Origin of the sequence: Ruminococcus sp. FMBCY1 (genome assembly GCF_023921805.1) — a bacterium.
Lineage (GTDB): Bacteria > Bacillota > Clostridia > Oscillospirales > Acutalibacteraceae > Ruminococcoides > Ruminococcoides intestinale_A.
Window position 1 is genome coordinate 880,758 of the sequence record NZ_CP074197.1, and the last position, 16,789, is coordinate 897,546.

The 16,789-nt window shown below is 37.8% G+C and carries 18 protein-coding genes; 2 read left to right on the top strand and 16 right to left on the bottom strand.

Going from position 1 to position 16,789, the window contains the following annotated elements:
- Nucleotides 1–21 precede the first annotated feature (21 nt).
- The 10 genes from KGF34_RS04225 to KGF34_RS04270 all read right to left on the bottom strand — a co-directional run bounded on the left by KGF34_RS04225 (nt 22) and on the right by KGF34_RS04270 (nt 8,974).
- Complete coding sequence (locus KGF34_RS04225) at nt 22–894, bottom strand: polyprenyl synthetase family protein (protein WP_252559916.1); 873 nt, start codon at nt 892–894, stop codon at nt 22–24.
- Nucleotides 894–1,115 carry an exodeoxyribonuclease VII small subunit gene (gene xseB / locus KGF34_RS04230; RefSeq protein WP_186934612.1) on the bottom strand — a complete coding sequence of 74 codons (222 nt, stop codon included), beginning with the start codon at nt 1,113–1,115 and terminating at the stop codon, nt 894–896. Before xseB ends, KGF34_RS04225 begins: the two co-directional genes overlap by 1 nt.
- Nucleotides 1,115–2,035 carry a DNA-binding protein WhiA gene (gene whiA / locus KGF34_RS04235; RefSeq protein WP_186934611.1) on the bottom strand — a complete coding sequence of 307 codons (921 nt, stop codon included), beginning with the start codon at nt 2,033–2,035 and terminating at the stop codon, nt 1,115–1,117. Before whiA ends, xseB begins: the two co-directional genes overlap by 1 nt.
- 13 nt (nt 2,036–2,048) lie before the next feature.
- Nucleotides 2,049–2,912: an RNase adapter RapZ gene (rapZ, locus tag KGF34_RS04240; protein WP_022235432.1), complete on the bottom strand. Its 864-nt coding sequence runs from the start codon at nt 2,910–2,912 to the stop codon at nt 2,049–2,051.
- 49 nt (nt 2,913–2,961) lie between these two features.
- On the bottom strand, nt 2,962–3,867 hold the full coding sequence (gene murB / locus KGF34_RS04245) for a UDP-N-acetylmuramate dehydrogenase (protein ID WP_252559918.1): 906 nt from the start codon (nt 3,865–3,867) through the stop codon (nt 2,962–2,964).
- Nucleotides 3,868–3,880: 13 nt separating this feature from the next.
- The gene (locus KGF34_RS04250) at nt 3,881–4,600 is read right to left on the bottom strand and encodes a phosphatase (protein ID WP_252559920.1); all 720 of its coding nucleotides are present in this window, start codon (nt 4,598–4,600) and stop codon (nt 3,881–3,883) included.
- 15 nt (nt 4,601–4,615) lie between these two features.
- Nucleotides 4,616–5,581, bottom strand: a complete 966-nt coding sequence (gene hprK, locus KGF34_RS04255) for an HPr(Ser) kinase/phosphatase (RefSeq protein ID WP_252559927.1) — start codon at nt 5,579–5,581, stop codon at nt 4,616–4,618.
- A 325-nt stretch (nt 5,582–5,906) separates the two neighbouring features.
- Complete coding sequence (locus KGF34_RS04260; protein WP_195410073.1) at nt 5,907–6,482, bottom strand: hypothetical protein; 576 nt, start codon at nt 6,480–6,482, stop codon at nt 5,907–5,909.
- Complete coding sequence (locus KGF34_RS04265) at nt 6,475–7,515, bottom strand: GerAB/ArcD/ProY family transporter (protein ID WP_252559929.1); 1,041 nt, start codon at nt 7,513–7,515, stop codon at nt 6,475–6,477. Before KGF34_RS04265 ends, KGF34_RS04260 begins: the two co-directional genes overlap by 8 nt.
- Nucleotides 7,505–8,974 carry a spore germination protein gene (locus KGF34_RS04270; RefSeq protein WP_252559930.1) on the bottom strand — a complete coding sequence of 490 codons (1,470 nt, stop codon included), beginning with the start codon at nt 8,972–8,974 and terminating at the stop codon, nt 7,505–7,507. Before KGF34_RS04270 ends, KGF34_RS04265 begins: the two co-directional genes overlap by 11 nt.
- 94 nt (nt 8,975–9,068) lie before the next feature.
- Between KGF34_RS04270 and KGF34_RS04275 the strand changes: the two genes are divergently transcribed.
- Nucleotides 9,069–9,740: a DUF421 domain-containing protein gene (locus KGF34_RS04275; protein WP_252559932.1), complete on the top strand. Its 672-nt coding sequence runs from the start codon at nt 9,069–9,071 to the stop codon at nt 9,738–9,740.
- A 1-nt stretch (nt 9,741) separates the two neighbouring features.
- A complete protein-coding gene (locus KGF34_RS04280; protein ID WP_022235424.1) occupies nt 9,742–10,122 on the top strand; it encodes a DUF4363 family protein in 381 nt (126 codons plus the stop codon).
- Here KGF34_RS04280 and KGF34_RS04285 read toward each other — a convergent pair whose 3' ends face one another.
- From KGF34_RS04285 to KGF34_RS04310, 6 genes are all read right to left on the bottom strand, one after another.
- A complete protein-coding gene (locus KGF34_RS04285; RefSeq protein ID WP_022235423.1) occupies nt 10,123–10,953 on the bottom strand; it encodes a metal ABC transporter permease in 831 nt (276 codons plus the stop codon).
- 13 nt (nt 10,954–10,966) lie between these two features.
- A complete protein-coding gene (locus tag KGF34_RS04290) occupies nt 10,967–11,707 on the bottom strand; it encodes an ABC transporter ATP-binding protein (protein ID WP_178586994.1) in 741 nt (246 codons plus the stop codon).
- Nucleotides 11,707–12,633 carry a metal ABC transporter substrate-binding protein gene (locus KGF34_RS04295; RefSeq protein ID WP_022235421.1) on the bottom strand — a complete coding sequence of 309 codons (927 nt, stop codon included), beginning with the start codon at nt 12,631–12,633 and terminating at the stop codon, nt 11,707–11,709. Before KGF34_RS04295 ends, KGF34_RS04290 begins: the two co-directional genes overlap by 1 nt.
- A gap of 146 nt (nt 12,634–12,779) precedes the next feature.
- Nucleotides 12,780–13,790 carry a protein translocase subunit SecF gene (gene secF / locus KGF34_RS04300; protein WP_022235420.1) on the bottom strand — a complete coding sequence of 337 codons (1,011 nt, stop codon included), beginning with the start codon at nt 13,788–13,790 and terminating at the stop codon, nt 12,780–12,782.
- On the bottom strand, nt 13,783–15,180 hold the full coding sequence (gene secD / locus KGF34_RS04305) for a protein translocase subunit SecD (protein ID WP_252559933.1): 1,398 nt from the start codon (nt 15,178–15,180) through the stop codon (nt 13,783–13,785). The genes secF and secD overlap by 8 nt, the downstream gene beginning before the upstream one ends.
- 213 nt (nt 15,181–15,393) lie before the next feature.
- Nucleotides 15,394–16,674, bottom strand: a complete 1,281-nt coding sequence (locus KGF34_RS04310) for an aminotransferase class I/II-fold pyridoxal phosphate-dependent enzyme (protein WP_252559934.1) — start codon at nt 16,672–16,674, stop codon at nt 15,394–15,396.
- Nucleotides 16,675–16,789 lie beyond the last annotated feature (115 nt).

Consider the following 16,789-nt stretch of genomic DNA (forward strand, 5'->3'; position numbering starts at 1 on the left):
CTTTTTCATATTCATAATAAATTATTTTTTACGGCTTGCAAGGTAATCCGCAAAATCGCACAAAGCCGTTGTATCACCGTCAAAAGCATTAAGAGCCGTTTTTGCCTTATCTGTAAGTTCAGCAACAAGTTCTCTGCACTTTTCTATACCGAGAAGCGACACATATGTTGACTTAGCGTTTTCGTTGTCACTGCCTACAGGTTTTCCGAGTTCTTCGTCAGTGGAAGTAACATCAAGAATATCGTCCTGGATCTGGAAAGCAATACCTATACACTCGCCGTATTTAGATGCTGATTTTATAAGTTTATCATCAGCATTCGCAGAAATACATCCAAGCTCACAAGCCGCCTTTATAAGACAAGCTGTTTTTTTATAATCCATTTCTCTCAACACTTCAATCGGTGCTGATTTATTTTCATTAATAAGGTCAATAACCTGACCGCCGACCATACCTCTTGCACCGCAATAAGCCGCAAGGGTATTTACAGCTTTACAACACGCAGCAGCCGAGCTTTGGCTGATTGCCTTGTCGCTTGTCATAATTTCAAAAGCGAGCGACTGCAATGCATCTCCCGCAAGCAAAGCAATATCTTCACCGTACACCTTATGATTTGACGGTTTGCCTCTGCGCATATCGTCATTATCCATACAAGGCAGATCATCGTGAATAAGCGAATATGTGTGTATCATCTCAACCGCACAAGCAAAAGGTACCGCAGCCTCGGTCTTGCCATTGCAAAGTTCGTTAAAACTGAATACAAGATTAGGTCTTACTCTTTTTCCGCCTGCCTCAAGGCTGTATTTCATAGACTCGATAAGTTCTTTTTCTCTGCAATTTAAGTCAGGCAAATAATCATAAAGAGCCTGTTCGGTTTGTTTTATATAATCAGTCATTATTCATCACCGTCTGTAGTACAAATATTATTTAACTTTGTATTAATATCTTCAATTTTGCCTTTGCTTTCCGAAAGTTCCTGCATACAAAAAGCAAGTAATTCGCAAGCCTCTGTGTAGCAATCAACACTTTCTTTGAGCGGAAGTTGTGAATTTTCAAGTTTAGCCACAACCTCGTCAAGTTTAGCGTCAGCTTGTTCAAAAGTTAATTTTTTATTCATTATTCAAGATCCTCTGCATATTCAAGTAATCTGTTCATTCTGTGGTTTGCGCCGCTGCGGCTTATCGGCACAGAAAGGTTTTGTCCCAAATCTCTCAGCGACATTTCGGGATTTTCAAGTCTTAACACGGCTATTTCTCTTAAATCGTCGGGCAAAGACTCTATTCCCTTTTTGTCTTTGATTTTTTGTATCGCCGCAAGCTGCTTTGCCGAAGCTGACGCAATTTTGGTTATATTGGCAACCTCACTGTTTATGCGCCTGTTAATGTTATTGCGCACCTGTTTTACAGCCTTTGTACCCATAATTTCCATAGCACAATTTGTTGCGCCTATGTATGTAAGCAAATCACAAATTTGCTCACTGCCTTTAAAATAGACAACATAACTGCCGTTGCGCACAACTGTTTTCGGCGTAAAATCACATTCGGGTATTTCTGAAAGAATTTTACACAAATCGACCGACAGATTTTTATGCGGCACACAAAACTCGGCGTGGTAACTTTTCATCGGGTCAGACACCGAACCGCAGCCCTCAAAAGCTCCTCGTAAAAAAGCCGCCACAAGTTCGTCACTGCTTATATTGGCTCTGTTTACTCTTAGCGATATATCATTGTCGTGATGACCGTAATCATCAAAAATTCTTAAACAGTCATCGGCATTTATAAGTGAAATTTTAGAAAGGTGATGCTCTGTGGTTCTGACACGCAAAGTGGTTTCTTTTTCGATAATCGGCATATAAAGTTCTTCAAGCAAATCCGTCACTTTTTTAGAAACATCACTGTTTTCGGTTGTAAGAACAATTTTATCTTTTTTAAATACCTTAGAGAAAATAAGTAGGCCGTAAAGCTCTGCCTTTTTTTGTTCGGTATCTACAGCATTAACAGAGCATAGCTCCTTTTTAACTTCGGAGGAAAACGACACTATTTACACCTCGTTATTTTTTTACATCTCTGTGCTGTACAATGCACTTGTAACCTTTTTCCATAAAATAGTTATCAAGCAATTCCGCAATTGTAACACTGCGGTGTTTGCCGCCTGTACAGCCTATGCCGACTACAAGCTCGCTTTTGCCTTCTTTAAGATACAAAGGCAATGAATAGTCAAGCCAGTCAATAAGTCTTTTTACAAATTCCTGTGTTTCTTCACTGTCAAGCACATAGTCCTGAATACATTTTTCAAGTCCCGTATGTTCCTTAAGTTCCGCAATATAAAACGGATTAGGCAAACAACGAACATCTATAATCAAATCAGATTCAAGCGGAATACCGTACTTAAACCCAAAAGACATAAAAGTAATCATAATACTGTTGGAGCTGTTCTCAAGAAACATCGAAATAATGCGTTCTCTAAGCTGTTTAATTGACATAAATGTCGTATCAATACTGTAATCGGCAAGTGTTTTTACGGGAACAAGCAATCTTTGCTCTTCCTTTACGGCGGCGGCAACAGAGCCGTCCTTAAGTCTTTCGGTAAGCGGATGTCTTCTTCTTGTTTCTTTATAGCGCACAATAAGGCTGTCGACTTTTGCGTCAATATAAAGAATACTTACGCCCTCGTTATTTTTCTTGAAGTTTTCAAGGTCGTCATACATAACCTCATAATCACCGTTGCCTCTGACATCAACCACAACCGCAACTCTTTTCATTGCTTTGTCCGAAGAATCTTTGCAAAGTTTGTATAATGTCTGCAAAAGTGAGGTGGGGATATTGTCAACGCAGTAGTATCCTATATCCTCCATAATGTGCAGCGCACTTGTTTTGCCTGCGCCCGACATACCAGAAATAATTACAAATTCCATAATATCAACTTCCTCTATTACGCCTTAATTATTGCATAAATAATTATTTTCAAAGCATTATCAATTCACATTCAAGATCATAACCTGTTTCTTTTTTAACAGTTGTCTGAATTTGAGAAATAAGCTCTTTTACATCTTTAGCAGTGGCATTGCTTTTATTAATAATAAAGCCTGCGTGTTTTTCCGATACTTCGGCACCGCCGACACCCTTACCTTTAAATCCGCACTGTTCTATCAAAGCACCTGCGTAATTTCCCTCGGGTCGCTTGAAAACACTGCCCGCACTTGGAAATTCAAGCGGCTGTTTATCAATTCGTCTGCTCATAAAATCGTCCATTCTGTGACGAATATCATCGGGATTATCACTCTTAAGTTTGAGTGTAATGCCTGTGATTATGCAGTTATTATTACGGTAAGCACTTGTGCGATAGCCGAATTCAAGATTTTCTTTATCAATTCTGCCGATAGCGCCGTCATCTGTAATATGATTTACCGACACGACAACATCTTTCATCTCTCCGCCGTAAGCGCCTGCATTCATAAATACTGCACCGCCGACTGTGCCGGGGATTCCCCAGGCAAACTCAAGGCCGGAAAGACTGTTGTTAAGCGCAAATTTACAAAGAGCAGCAAGTGTAGCGCCTGCGCCGCAATAAACGGTTTCGCTGTCTATCATTCTTATCTCTTTGAAATCGCCGTCAAGTTTAATAACAGCGCAATCCATGCCATTATCGTCTACAAGTATATTACTGCCGTTACCGAGCAAGAAATATTTTGTATCTGTAAGTTTACATTCTCTTACAAATTTGCAAAGCTTACTTAGACTGTCAACCTTTATGTAAACTGCCGCATTGCCGCCGATTTTAAAACTTGTGTGTTTTTTCATCGGCTCGTTAAGCTTTGTTTCACAAGCAAGACTGTCTGCAAATTTATATATATTTTCAATATTATTCATCGAATTACTCCAGTTAATAATAAATATTTTTCTCCTTAAAGTATGCTTTCAGGGTTTCTTCGTTCGCATTAACAATAAGCTCCTGCGGAAAATCTATATCTTCAAGCATTTTAAGAGTTTCGGTGCCTCTGCCAAGGGTATGGGTATAGTGCGAATCGGTATTCACGCAAATTCTTGCTTTGTATTTTTTACAAAGTTTTGCAATCTGCGTACAATTTGAGGCGCAACTCTTTTTATATCTGAATGCGGAATCGTTAATTTCAATAAGTTTGCCATCTTTTGCAAGCTGAGGGATAACTTTTTCGTAGTCATATTTAAAGTATTCACTGCCACTGTGACCAATGACATTTACATTAGGATTTTTTGCAAGACCGAGGTAAGCCTGTGTACATTTTTCAACAGTTGCCTCGCCCTCAATAGTTAAAGTGTGAAGTGAAGCTACCATCCATTCAAGATTATCCTGCAGCTGCGACTCAACGTCAAGATTACCGTTGTAATCGCATATATTAGCCTCTATTCCGTGCAGCACTCTTACGCCCTTTATGTATGCGGGTAAAATAGCAAGGGATTCAAAATAGAACGGACCCGGTGCTCCCGGCATAGTTCTTGCATGGTCAGTGATTGCAATGGCAAAAAGTCCGAGATCGTGAGCCTCCTGTGCCATTTCCGTTATAGTGGCATAAGCGTGTGTAGACGCTATTGAATGTGTATGCATATCGGCAACTAATTTCATTTGCTCATCCCGTTATTACTCCCATTTGTCAACGATGACTTTCTCTGTCTGCGACATATCAAAATCCATACCGAGTGCGCTCAAAAGCTCCTGTGCGGCATTATAACCGAGCTTTTTCTGACGGTTGTTCATGGCCGCAACCTCAATAATAACGGCAAGGTTTCTGCCCGGCTTTACAGGTATGGTCAAGGTCGGCACTTCAACGCCCAAAATATCCATATACTGATTATCAAGTCCCATTCTGTCGTAAACCTTGGTGTTGTCCCAAATTTCAAGATTGATAACAATATCTATTTTTTCCGTAAGTTTTACCGAACCCATACCGAAAAGCTGTCTTGCATTAATAATACCGATACCTCTAAGTTCAATAAAATGTCGGATATTTTCAGGTGACTGTCCCATAAGCGTGTGAGTGGAGGTTTTTCGGATTTCCACTGCGTCATCGGCAACAAGACGGTGTCCACGCTTAATAAGTTCAATAGCGGTTTCACTCTTACCTACACCGCTGTCACCGAGCAGCAGACAACCCTCACCGTAAACTTCCACAAGAACACCGTGTCTTGTAATTCGAGGCGCAAGTTCTTTGTTAAGATATTGGAAAAGTGCCGCTGTAACCTGTGATGTTGTTTCTGCCGAGCGCAAAATTGACACCTTATGTGTTTTTGCACTTTCCATCATAGCTATAGGTGGTTCAATATTTCTTGAAATGATAATCGCAGGCGGGCCAAAGCTCAATATTGAGTCAATAACCATTTTTTGAGCCTCCGAGCCGAAACGAGAAAGATACGAAAACTCTGTTGTACCAAAAAGGAGCAGTCGGCTGCTGTCGAAAAAGTCAAAATATCCTGTAAGCTCAAGTCCCGGACGATTTACTTCAAATGTTGAAACTTTGATTTCTTCAAAATTTTCAGCAATATAAACCTTTTGCAAATCTAAATCTTCAGTCATTTTTGATAATGCAACCGAAAAATCACTAGCCATAAATCCACCGCCGTTCAATAATTAAAATATATGCTCGTGAAAGGCTTTGTATCAGTAATAATGATATTGAACCGAGATTTTAAAAAATCCGCTTTAAAAATAATTTTTTGACTATGCTGTCCGCAACTTATGTTTACTCATTGCACAGGCTTATGTTTACAAAGTTATATTAAAGCATTTTATTCTCAATTTAATTACATTATCGCAAATTACTTTGGTAAATATATTCAAAAGTTTTGCCCAAAGTATATAGCCTTTCCATTCTATACATCAATTATTATACAACAAAACGCTTATAGTATAAAGTCTTTTTATGAATTATTTTTCATTTTTTTATCATAATTTCAACTTTTTCGCCTGTAACCCCGTTATTTTTACTAATATGAGGTAAATATAGCAATGATTTCTTAGATTTATTAAGGTTGTTGTTCATTTTTAATAGAGTTGATGAAATGTCGGTATCTTTTTTCTCTAAAATCATTATTTGTTCAGTACATTTTTCAAGCGTTTTCGGTTCATCAAGCAATTTTAAAATGTCGTTACTGCATACCGCTGTATATACCGACGGCGATACCGCATAATTATTCTTTATATACTGTAATGCAGAGTAATATTTTTCGCTGTCAACATTTTCCGCAAATGCTATAAGTTCAAGCTTAGAAAGTACAATTTCGGGTTTATGCTCGGTTTTTAAAGTTTTGAGCGCTTTTTCAAGGCTTTCTTCTTCGATTTTGACAGTTTCACTTTTTTCTTCATCAGAAATATAAATAAATTTGTAATCGCTTTTATCAACTATAATGCACTCAATAATAACAGCTTTATCTATCCTTTTACTGTTGTCGCAACCGCACAAAAATACACTGCTTAAAACAAGCATTAATGCCAAAACTTTTTTAATCACCCTGTTTGCCTCCTTTCAAGCTGAACAAAGCGTAAATCGGTAATACAACTGCGTATATGGCACACATAACTGCAAAAATAATATCATTCTGCACAAGCTCCTTTGCTTTAGGAAAAACCTCGGTACATATATACATTACAAAAATCAACGATGTAAATATAAAGGTATTTTTTCCTCTTTTCTTTACACCTGTACTCTCATTTATACAGCATAAAAGCAGTGAAACAATTATAAAAGAGCAAAAAGAAATACAAATCATATAAAGAAAATCAAAACTCGTCATTTGTCCGAAGGAGGCATTTTGGGCAAGTATAAAATACGGAAACTCCCTGCCGTCTGCATAATCAGCAAGAACTGTATTCATAAAAAACACAAGCACAGCACTGCTTACAAAGGCAATTACAAGAAACCATATAAAAGCGGATTTACTTTGACTGAAACTTCCCGATATTACAGAAAAAATTACAGGCAACACACAAACAGGCAGCAAAGAAAAAAGTGCGGCAAAAAAATCATCTGTACTGTTACTGCGATAAAGATTGCTTAATTCTACATCAGAAATATTGCCAAGCAGAAATATTATTATAAAAATTGCCGTAACAACCGAACCGATAAGAGCACATCTTGATGCGGTAAACACACCTTTGTACGCACTGTATGCGCATACAAAAAGTATTCCGACAGCAAGTACAAACCTATTTGCATTCGAGTTCAGCGCAGTAATAAGAATATCAACATACAGTGAAAGAAATCGCACGCTTGCAAATACAAACAATATGCAATAAAGAGAAGAAAATGTAATTTTTGTCAATGAGCTTTTATTTAAAAACACATTAAACACATCACAGCCTGTTGACTTATGGAGAATGTAAGACGGCAGCATAAACACTGCGAGTACAACCGCCATAAATAAAATTTCAAGAACAACCGCCCACAAAGGAAGTGTGCCGAGATAATTATATTTTACTCCCAAAAATATAAAAACAAAAACGGCAAACAGCCCTGCATATACCTGGGTTATCTTACCCTTCATCAGAGTCACTCTCCTTTGTTTGTGCAAACTTTTGAACTCTTATTGTATGTCGGGATAATCTTTTCCAATCCGCACGCACAAAAACATCTCTCATTCTTCTTACAGAAAAAGGAGCAAGCGAAGACATATACGGAACACCGACAGAAGTTTTTGCACATATATTTGCAAGCACAAAGCAACTCATAAGAACAATCCCCCACATTCCGAAAATCCCTCCGACTGCCACAAAAGCAAATCTAAGCACTGTAATAGGTGCATAAAGCGACGAAGTAACATAACTGCTGATTGCCGCAACTGCAACTATCATAAGGGTAGATGAGGCAATAAACCCTGCATTTACCGCACTTTCACCAATTACAAGCGCACCCACAATGCTGACGGCGTGACCGAGCGGTTTTGGAATCCGCAATCCCGCCTCTCTCATAATTTCATAAACAAACATAATTATCAGCACTTCAAGCGCAACAGGCAAAGGAGTATCCGCAAGTGCCGTTGACGCTTTTAAAAGCAAGCCTTTCGGAAAATACTCGGGATGAAATTGAGCAAACGCAGTATAAATACCGGGTACAAATATTGCCGTGAAAAACGAAATATACTTTAATATTCTGATAAAGGTTGCATAATACGGGCGGTTTGAATAATCGTCCACACTCTGAAATTCCTCCACAAAAATATGCGGAATAATAATTGCGGTCGGAGTACCGTCAACCAAAATCGCTACTCTTCCCTCCATAAGTTTTCCGCATACAGTATCGGGGCGCTCGGAAATTCCCACTCCCGAAAATATAGACTTTGTGCCCTTATCCTCAAGATATTCAGATAAATAACCCGATGCAAGCACCATTTCAAGGTCACTTGACTGCAGTCTTTTTCTTATTTTATCAAGGATAATTTTAGACACCGAATTTTGCAGATAGCAAATACAGAGTTGAGTTTTTGAAGTTGTACCGACTGTTGCGGTTTCAAATACAAGGTCAGGACTTTTTATTCTTCGTCTGATAAGCGTCATATTAATTCTCAAAGGTTCGGTAAAGCCTTCCTTTGAACCACGCTGTACCACTTCGCTCTCGGGTTCGGTAACTCCTCTGAAAGAAAAGCCCTGCACACCGATTGCAAGCATTTTACTGCATCCGTCAACAGCAATTACAGCAAAACCTGAAGTTAAAAACATTATTGCCTCATCAAAGCTCTCAAATTCCACAATTTCACTTGCAGAGAGAACCGAAAGTCGAATTTCATCAAGAATTTGTGTGCCGTCTGAATTTTTAAAATCAAAATCAAAAATCGGATTAATTATAGAAAGTGCGATTACTTCTTTGCTGCACATTCCCTCTATTGTAATTACTGCGGATGTGGTTTTATTATCTGAATTTAATATCATATCTCTCACCGTAAAATCGGCGGAATTTGCGAAAGCCGATTTAAGGGAAGATAAATTTTCTTTTAATGAATTATACATTCTATCACCAATATTAGGCTTTACAAAGTTATCTCAATTATTCCGAAATTTGTATATAATTACATTTATTGCAAACATTAGTAATGGTGATAAAATGATTATTTCAATTATAAGAACTCTGCTTTTGTATGCATTTGTTATTCTTGCAATTAGGCTTATGGGCAAAAGGCAAATAAGCGATATGCAGCCGAGCGAACTTGTAGTAACTCTGATTGTATCCGATATTGCGGCAATTCCTATGTCAAATACTTCACAACCGTTGCTTTCGGGCATAATTCCCGTACTCGTTCTTATTGCCTGTGAAATAATAGCAAGTATAATAATGCTGAAAAACAGAAAATTCCGAGGTCTTATCTGCGGTTCGCCCATAACCGTAATAGAGGACGGAAAACTGATGCAAAACGAAATGAAACGGCTTAGAATGTCAACCGAAGATTTATGTATTCAGCTAAGGCAACAGGATATTTTTTCACTCGACGAGGTACAATATTGTATCGTAGAAACCAACGGAAAAATAAGCGTTTTGCAAAAGCCCGAAAAGCGCACGGTAACACTTGAAAACCTCGATATTAAAATTCCCGACACAAAACTTGAAACCGTGGTAATCAGCGACGGACAGCTTTTACAAAATTCACTCAGACTTTGCAAAAACAGCAAAGAAACCGTAGATAAAATTCTTTACAAAGAAAATGTCGCCATAGACGATATATTTATTATGACGCTTGACGGAGCAGGAAATTATAAAATAATTACAAAGGAAATTTAATATGAAAAGAATATATATATCATTGGCTTTTTTTATTTTATCAATAGCAACAGGCATTTTTGAAATGTTCTATGTAACAAATAGAATTGACGAACTTAACGAAGAAATTGTATCTGCCGACAACCTTGTTAAAAGTGAGAATTATGACGGTGCAAAAGATGTGCTTGCAGCTGCAGAATCAAAATGGCAAAAGAATCTAAGCATTTTTGATATTCTTCTTATTCACGATTATGTTGATGAAATCAGTGTAAACCTATCTGCAATGCGGTCATATGTCGCTACACAGAGCAACGACAATTACCTTGCCGAAAGTGCGGGCATAAAAAAACAGCTCACCTCCGTAAAGGACAGTGAGCTTGTTAAAATTGAAAATATTTTATAATTAATTGTGTTTTCTTACTCTTGTATTAATAACTTCAATAAGCCAGAAAATTACAAATACAAAGGCATTTACAATTACTACACTTGCTCCCGTCGGAGTATCCATTGTGTAAGATGCATACATTCCAACGAAGAAACAAATAAGCGAAAGTACACCCGAACAAATAATTACCGCTTTAAATTTTTTGCACACTCTCATTGAAGAAAGTGCAGGGAAAATGATAAGAGCCGAAATTAAAAGTGTACCCATAATTCTCATACCGATTACGATTGTAAGTGCTGTGAGCAAGGCAATTACAGTATTATAAACACCTGTTTTAAGTCCTGTAGCCTTTGAAAATGTTTCATCGAATGTAACCGCAAAAATCTTATTGTAAAACAAAACAAAAATCACAATTACTATCAAAGCAAGAACGGCACACATTACAGCATCAGCGTTGGTTGTGGCAAGAATACTGCCGAACAAATAAGAATTAAGGTCGGTATTTACTCCCGAAATACTTACACAGACAACACCGATTGCAAGCGCTGTACTTGAAATAATGGCGATAGCCGCATCTCCACGGATTTTACTTTTTTCCGAAAGTCTTAAAAGTAAAAATGCGGCAATGATTATAACCGGAACCGCAACCTGTAACGGTGCAAGATTTAACGATGCGGCAATTGCGAGCGCACCAAAGCCTACATGGGAAAGGCCGTCACCGATCATAGAATATCGTTTCAGCACAAGAGTTACTCCAAGCAAAGCGGCGCAAAGAGAAACAAGAGTACCGACAATAAAAGCTCTTACAATAAAACCGTACGAAAACATTTCAGCAATAGTTTCAAACATCTTACCGCCTCCTTTACGCTAAATTATGAATATGGTGATGCCTGCAATCATCGCAAGGGCAATCGGTAATCAAAAACTTCTTGCCTACATCGGAATGAAGATACTGATGCGTACTGCCGAAAAAGTAATTATCTTTAGAAAGATGAAGAATTTTTGTTGCGTTGTTTACTGCGGCGGTAATATCGTGTGATACCATAATTACCGTTATTCCCTCTTTATACAGATTCTTTACAAGGTTATACATATCCGCACTTGCAACAGGGTCAAGTCCCGTAACAGGTTCATCAAGAATCAAAAGTTTTGTTGTTGCACACAATGCTCTTGCAAGCAATGCCCTTTGTTGCTGACCACCCGAAAGTTCACGAAAACAGTTTTTACGAATATCGGTAATTCCTGTAAGTTCCATATTTTTTTCAGCGGTTTTTTTCTGTTCTTTTGAATAAAACAAGGTATGTTTTTTATTCAGACAGCCGGATAACACAACTTCTTCAACCGAAGCAGGAAAATCCTTTTGCAAAACAGTCTTTTGCGGAAGATAACCGATTTCATTTTGAGTTAATCCGTCACCGAATGTAATCTTACCCGATAAAGGCGGAATAAGTCCAAGTAAGCATTTCATAAGTGTTGTCTTACCTGAACCGTTTTCGCCAACTATGCAAACATATTCATTCGGCTTTATCTGAAAAGTAAGATCCGAAATTACACTTTTGCCGTCATAACCAATAGTTACCTTATTAAAATCAATTAATGACATTAAGATAAAGCCTCCTTTAATGCACTGCAATTTTGTTTCATAACAGAAATATAATCTTCTCCGTTATTAAATTCATCTTTTGTAATATTATGGCACGACGAAAACTGCAAAATTTCAGCTCCGGTATCATCACCGATCAGCTGTGCAATTTTTCCATTTGACATTTCAAGGTGAAACACAACAGGTATATTATTATCTCTTACATAATCAATAAGTCTTGTCACTACTTCAAGACTCGGTTCGGTTTCACTACTGCAGCCCGGAAACGCACATTCGTAGTTAAGTCCGTAATCGGTCATAAAATACAAAAACGGAAATCTGTCGCCGAATACAACAGTGTCACGCTTTTTATTATTAACAACATCGGTAAATTCTTTGTCAAGTTCATCAAGACTTAAAAGATACTGATTTGTATTGTTTTCATATTCAGATTTATTTTTATTATCCTTTTCCGTAACAACATCCGATATTTTCTTTGCAAGCTGCTCGGCATTTCTGACAGAAGTCCATATATGTTCATCTGCCTCATCACCGTCAGTATGGTCAGGATTTTTTTCATTAAGAAGTGACACATAATCGGTCATCTTCAGAACAGTAATATTTTTATTTTCAAGCGAGTCAAGCACATTTTCAACCCACTCGTCACTTTCACCGCCGTTATAGATAAATATATCACATTCTTCTATGGCAACAATGTCGGACGGTGACGGTTCGTAATGATGCGGTTCGTTACCGGGTGAAAGCAATAACTTTACATCTGCTTTATCGCCGACAATATTTCTTGCAAAATCGTAATACGGAAAAATAGAAGTTACTATACTTAATTTTTCGGATTGTCTGCTGTTTTGCTCATTGCTTGAACAACCGTAAAGTAATAAAGAACATATTGATATGATTACCAATAAAAACGAAAAGATTTTTTTCATATAACACCCCTGATTACAGTAAAGATTACCCCATAATAGTTTTACCATAAAATATACAATAATATGCTTTCACATATAAATTCAGGGCTGCGAAATTTATTAATATCGCAGCCCATAATTATTAAATAAAATTTAAAGCAAACGCATTATTTCTTTTTGCTGTTCTTTTTCTTTCTCTGCCAAAGTACCCAAAGAGGACCTGCAATACAGATAGAAGAATAACAACCTGAAATGATACCGATAATCATCGGAAGTGCGAAAGCCTGTACCGAAGAGATATTATATACTAAGGCAACAATATATACAATCAAGATTGCTGAAAGAGTTGTTACAGAAGTAATAATTGTTCTCTTAAGCGACTTTGTAGCACTGAGATTAAATACCATACCTGCATCTGTTTTTCTGCCAAGTGCTTTTCGTTCTTCACGAACACGGTCGTAAATAACGATTGTATCGTTAAGTGAGTAACCGAGAATCATAAGAACTACGGCAATGAAGTTGGAATCAATCGGCATACGGAAGATTACATACATAAAGTAAATCATAATAACATCGTGGAAAAGTGCTATAAGAGCTGTAACACCGGCTGAAAGACCGCCGATTTTCTTAAATCTGAGTGTTACATAAATAACCATAAGTATACTTGCGATTGCAACAGCTGTAAGACACTTTAAGAGGAAGTTAAAGCCCATTGAAGCGTCAATAGAACCCGACTCAAGAATTTTAAAGCCTGCATCAGGATACTGTTTATTGAGATCTTCAAGAAGTGTCGACTGAATGTTAGTATCAATAGCCTTGTTTCCGGAGAACTGAACAGCAACATTATGACCGGAATTACCAACCATATCTGTTGAATAAGAAGTAGTAATTCTTGCCTCTGTATGTGACTGAATAAAATCAGTAAGTTCGGATTCGGAAATATCTGTGGAATAACTGTATTTTACTGACGCACCGCCCGAAAACTGTATGTCAAGTGTAGTACCGAAAATGAAGTTACAAATGATACCGATTACAATAATTGCGATGGAAATGCCAAAGAAAATTTTGCTGTGACCTGTAAAGTCAATAATCTTTCTGCCGCCGTTGAATTTTTCACTTACTTCTTCAACAGAAAGCTGACCATTAACCTTAGCGGATTTTGTGCTTTCATTAGCCATTCTTAACACCTCCGTACAAGCCTTTTTTGCGGAATACCTTAAAGCCTGAAATACTTCTGAGCATTACACGGGTAAGGAATACGCCCATAATAAAGTTAGCAATTACACCAACAAGGAGTGTGTAACCGAATGAGTAGATTGTACCGGTTGTTGATTCACCAAAGATGATTGAGAGAATATTTGAAGGACCGAATACAAGCATAAGAATAACAGATACAATAATAACTGTCATATTACCGTCGATAATAGCAGAAAGTGAATTCTTTGTACCACGCTCGAGAGCACCGTCAAGAGTTCTGCCCTGCTTTAATTCTTCCTTAATACGCTCTGCTGTAATTACGTTACAGTCAACGCCCATACCGATTGAAAGAATAAGACCTGCAATACCAGGAAGTGTCATTGTGAATGACGAAATAGTTGTAAAGTAACCTGATACAGCCGCAATTGCAAGACCCATCTGACCTGCAAGAGAAATAACTGCGATAACACCTGTAAGTCTGTACATTGCAATCATAATAACAGCAATAACCACAAATGCAATAACACCTGCATAAGCCATAGCTGTAAGTGAATTCTCACCGAGTGTCGGGCTGATGTTGCTTGAACTTACAGTTTCAAGTTTAAACGGAAGAGCACCTGCGTTAATCTTGTTTGCAAGAGCAGTTGCAGATTCAGCGTCAAAGTCACCTGTAATCTGCGCTTTGCCGTCTGTGATTGCCGCATTTACAGTAGGTGCGGAAATCATAACATCATCCATCCAAATTGAGATTGTCTTATTAAGATACTTAGTTGTAATATCGCCAAAAAGCTGTTTACCTTCATCGTTAAACTCAATGCTTACAGCGTATGAGTTATCTTCCTGATTTACAACTGCCTGCGCCGACTTTATGTAAGAGCCGTTCATAAGAATTTCAGTTGTATCGTCTTTAGGAGTTTTGTAAACAGGGTTGCCGTCCGAACCTACTTCGGTAGTTTCATAGCTTTTACCCGGTCTGAAAGTAAGCTCTGCTGTTGATGATATTTCTTCAATAGCAGTTGCAGGGTCGAAATCTTTTTCGTCAGATTTCCACGGGAAACGAACAATAATTCTGTCGTTTGAAGAGTCAGCGTAAAGTTCATAGTCGGTAATACCGTCAGATACCATACGAAGCTCAATGATTGCTTTAGCAGATTCTAACTGCTCATCAGTAGCGTCAACATCGCCGGCAGGCTTAAATGTTGCTTCAACACCGCCCCTGATGTCTATTCCCCATCGTATATCGCTAATGCCTTTAACGACAGTGTTTTTGTTGTCACCTGTATAGTAGGATACTCCGAAAACTGCTGTAAATGTAAAAGCAAGCACCAGCAAGGCTACAATGAAGAATACAGGCTTTGGTATTCTTTTCATGCCTTAGGAACCTCCATTTTTTAATTGACTGTAGTTGCTTTCATAAAAATAACTCTGTTACGAAAGACACACATACAGACATAACAGAGTTATTATATAATTTTTTTGATAAAAAGTCAACGGATAAGGGAATTTTTGATAAAAAAATTCTTTTTAGTTGGAAATTTTACATTGCATTTAGATAAATAAGCAAATTAATGTTTAATATATTGCTTATTTGTTAAGAATTTTTGCACAAGCTGCAAGTTTAGCGCAAATGCAGAATACATCCATTGCTTCCTTAAGTTCATCGTTTGGCGGGAACGAAGGGGCAATTCTGATGTTGCTGTCCTTAGGGTCGTTGCCGTAAGGATAAGTAGCACCTGCACCTGTAAGTACAACGCCTGCTTCTTTACAAAGACGAACAACCTCTTTTGCTGTACCCTCAAGTACATCTACACTTACAAAATAACCGCCGTTTGGATTTGTCCAATCAGCTGTACCTGTTTCCTTAAGCTGTGACTCAAGAGCATTTAAAACAATTTCAAATTTTGGCTTAAGAACAGCTTTATGCAGTTTCATATGCTCTTTAACACCGTTAAGGTCACCAAAGAAACGAGCGTGACGGAGCATATTCATCTTATCATAACTGATAACCTGATACTGGTATCTGTTCTTAATTACTTTCATATTGTTATCGGAAGCAGCCATTGCAGCTACACCTGAACCCGGGAAAGTAATCTTTGATGTTGATGTAAACATGATAGGAAGATCAACATTACCTGTTTTTCTGCATTCAGCCATAAGACTCAAAAGTTCATCGGGAGTATCTGTTACATCGTGAACACAGTAAGCGTTATCCCACATAATTCTGAAATCCTTTGCGGCAGGCTTTAAAGCGGCAAAACGCTTAACTGTTTCATCGCTGAAAGTAATGCCGAGCGGATTTGAATACTTAGGAACACACCAAATACCCTTGATTGAATCGTCATTCTCAACAAGTTTTTCAACAACATCCATATCAGGGCCATTCTCTGTCATCGGAACAGGAATCAGATCAAAATCAAAATATTCGGTAATAGCAAAGTGACGGTCATAACCCGGTGACGGGCAAAGGAATTTTCTGTTCTTTACCTCATACCAAGGCTTGCAGCCCTCAACAACAGGCTTTGTCATAAAGCCTGCAATTGTATCAAACATCATATTAAGGCTTGAGTTACCGCCAACCATTACATCTGACGGATCTACATCAAAAATCTCCGCAAAAAAGTTTTTGCACTCGTCAATGCCTGCAAGCTCACCGTAGTTACGACAATCTGCACCGTGTGCTGTAATACAGTCAGTACTGCTGTTGATTACATCAAGCAACGGTCTTGAAAGGTTAAGCTGATCTTCACCCGGCTTACCTCTTGCCATATTAAGTTTTAAACCCTTACCTTTTACCTCTTCATATTCAGCAACAAGTGCCGCATATTCTTTTTCGAGGTCTTTTTTGTTACAATTCACATAATTCATTTTGCTTTCTCCTTAAATTCAAATTGCAAAAAATACAAAATATTACTGTTATATTGTAATCCAAAAGGAAGAAAAATGCAAGTGTTTTTTAAAAATCTTGCATTTTATTTTAAAA

Excerpts from the sequence above, each read along its gene's own strand:
- KGF34_RS04225 (WP_252559916.1), bottom strand. The coding sequence starts at position 894 with ATGACTGATTATATAAAACAAACCGAACAGGCTCTTTATGATTATTTG.
- xseB (WP_186934612.1), bottom strand. The coding sequence starts at position 1,115 with ATGAATAAAAAATTAACTTTTGAACAAGCTGACGCTAAACTTGACGAG.
- rapZ (WP_022235432.1), bottom strand. The coding sequence starts at position 2,912 with ATGGAATTTGTAATTATTTCTGGTATGTCGGGCGCAGGCAAAACAAGT.
- murB (WP_252559918.1), bottom strand. The coding sequence starts at position 3,867 with ATGAATAATATTGAAAATATATATAAATTTGCAGACAGTCTTGCTTGT.
- KGF34_RS04250 (WP_252559920.1), bottom strand. The coding sequence starts at position 4,600 with ATGAAATTAGTTGCCGATATGCATACACATTCAATAGCGTCTACACAC.
- hprK (WP_252559927.1), bottom strand. The coding sequence starts at position 5,581 with ATGGCTAGTGATTTTTCGGTTGCATTATCAAAAATGACTGAAGATTTA.
- KGF34_RS04265 (WP_252559929.1), bottom strand. The coding sequence starts at position 7,515 with ATGAAGGGTAAGATAACCCAGGTATATGCAGGGCTGTTTGCCGTTTTT.
- KGF34_RS04270 (WP_252559930.1), bottom strand. The coding sequence starts at position 8,974 with ATGTATAATTCATTAAAAGAAAATTTATCTTCCCTTAAATCGGCTTTC.
- KGF34_RS04275 (WP_252559932.1), top strand. The coding sequence starts at position 9,069 with ATGATTATTTCAATTATAAGAACTCTGCTTTTGTATGCATTTGTTATT.
- KGF34_RS04280 (WP_022235424.1), top strand. The coding sequence starts at position 9,742 with ATGAAAAGAATATATATATCATTGGCTTTTTTTATTTTATCAATAGCA.
- KGF34_RS04285 (WP_022235423.1), bottom strand. The coding sequence starts at position 10,953 with ATGTTTGAAACTATTGCTGAAATGTTTTCGTACGGTTTTATTGTAAGA.
- KGF34_RS04290 (WP_178586994.1), bottom strand. The coding sequence starts at position 11,707 with ATGTCATTAATTGATTTTAATAAGGTAACTATTGGTTATGACGGCAAA.
- KGF34_RS04295 (WP_022235421.1), bottom strand. The coding sequence starts at position 12,633 with ATGAAAAAAATCTTTTCGTTTTTATTGGTAATCATATCAATATGTTCT.
- secF (WP_022235420.1), bottom strand. The coding sequence starts at position 13,790 with ATGGCTAATGAAAGCACAAAATCCGCTAAGGTTAATGGTCAGCTTTCT.
- secD (WP_252559933.1), bottom strand. The coding sequence starts at position 15,180 with ATGAAAAGAATACCAAAGCCTGTATTCTTCATTGTAGCCTTGCTGGTG.
- KGF34_RS04310 (WP_252559934.1), bottom strand. The coding sequence starts at position 16,674 with ATGAATTATGTGAATTGTAACAAAAAAGACCTCGAAAAAGAATATGCG.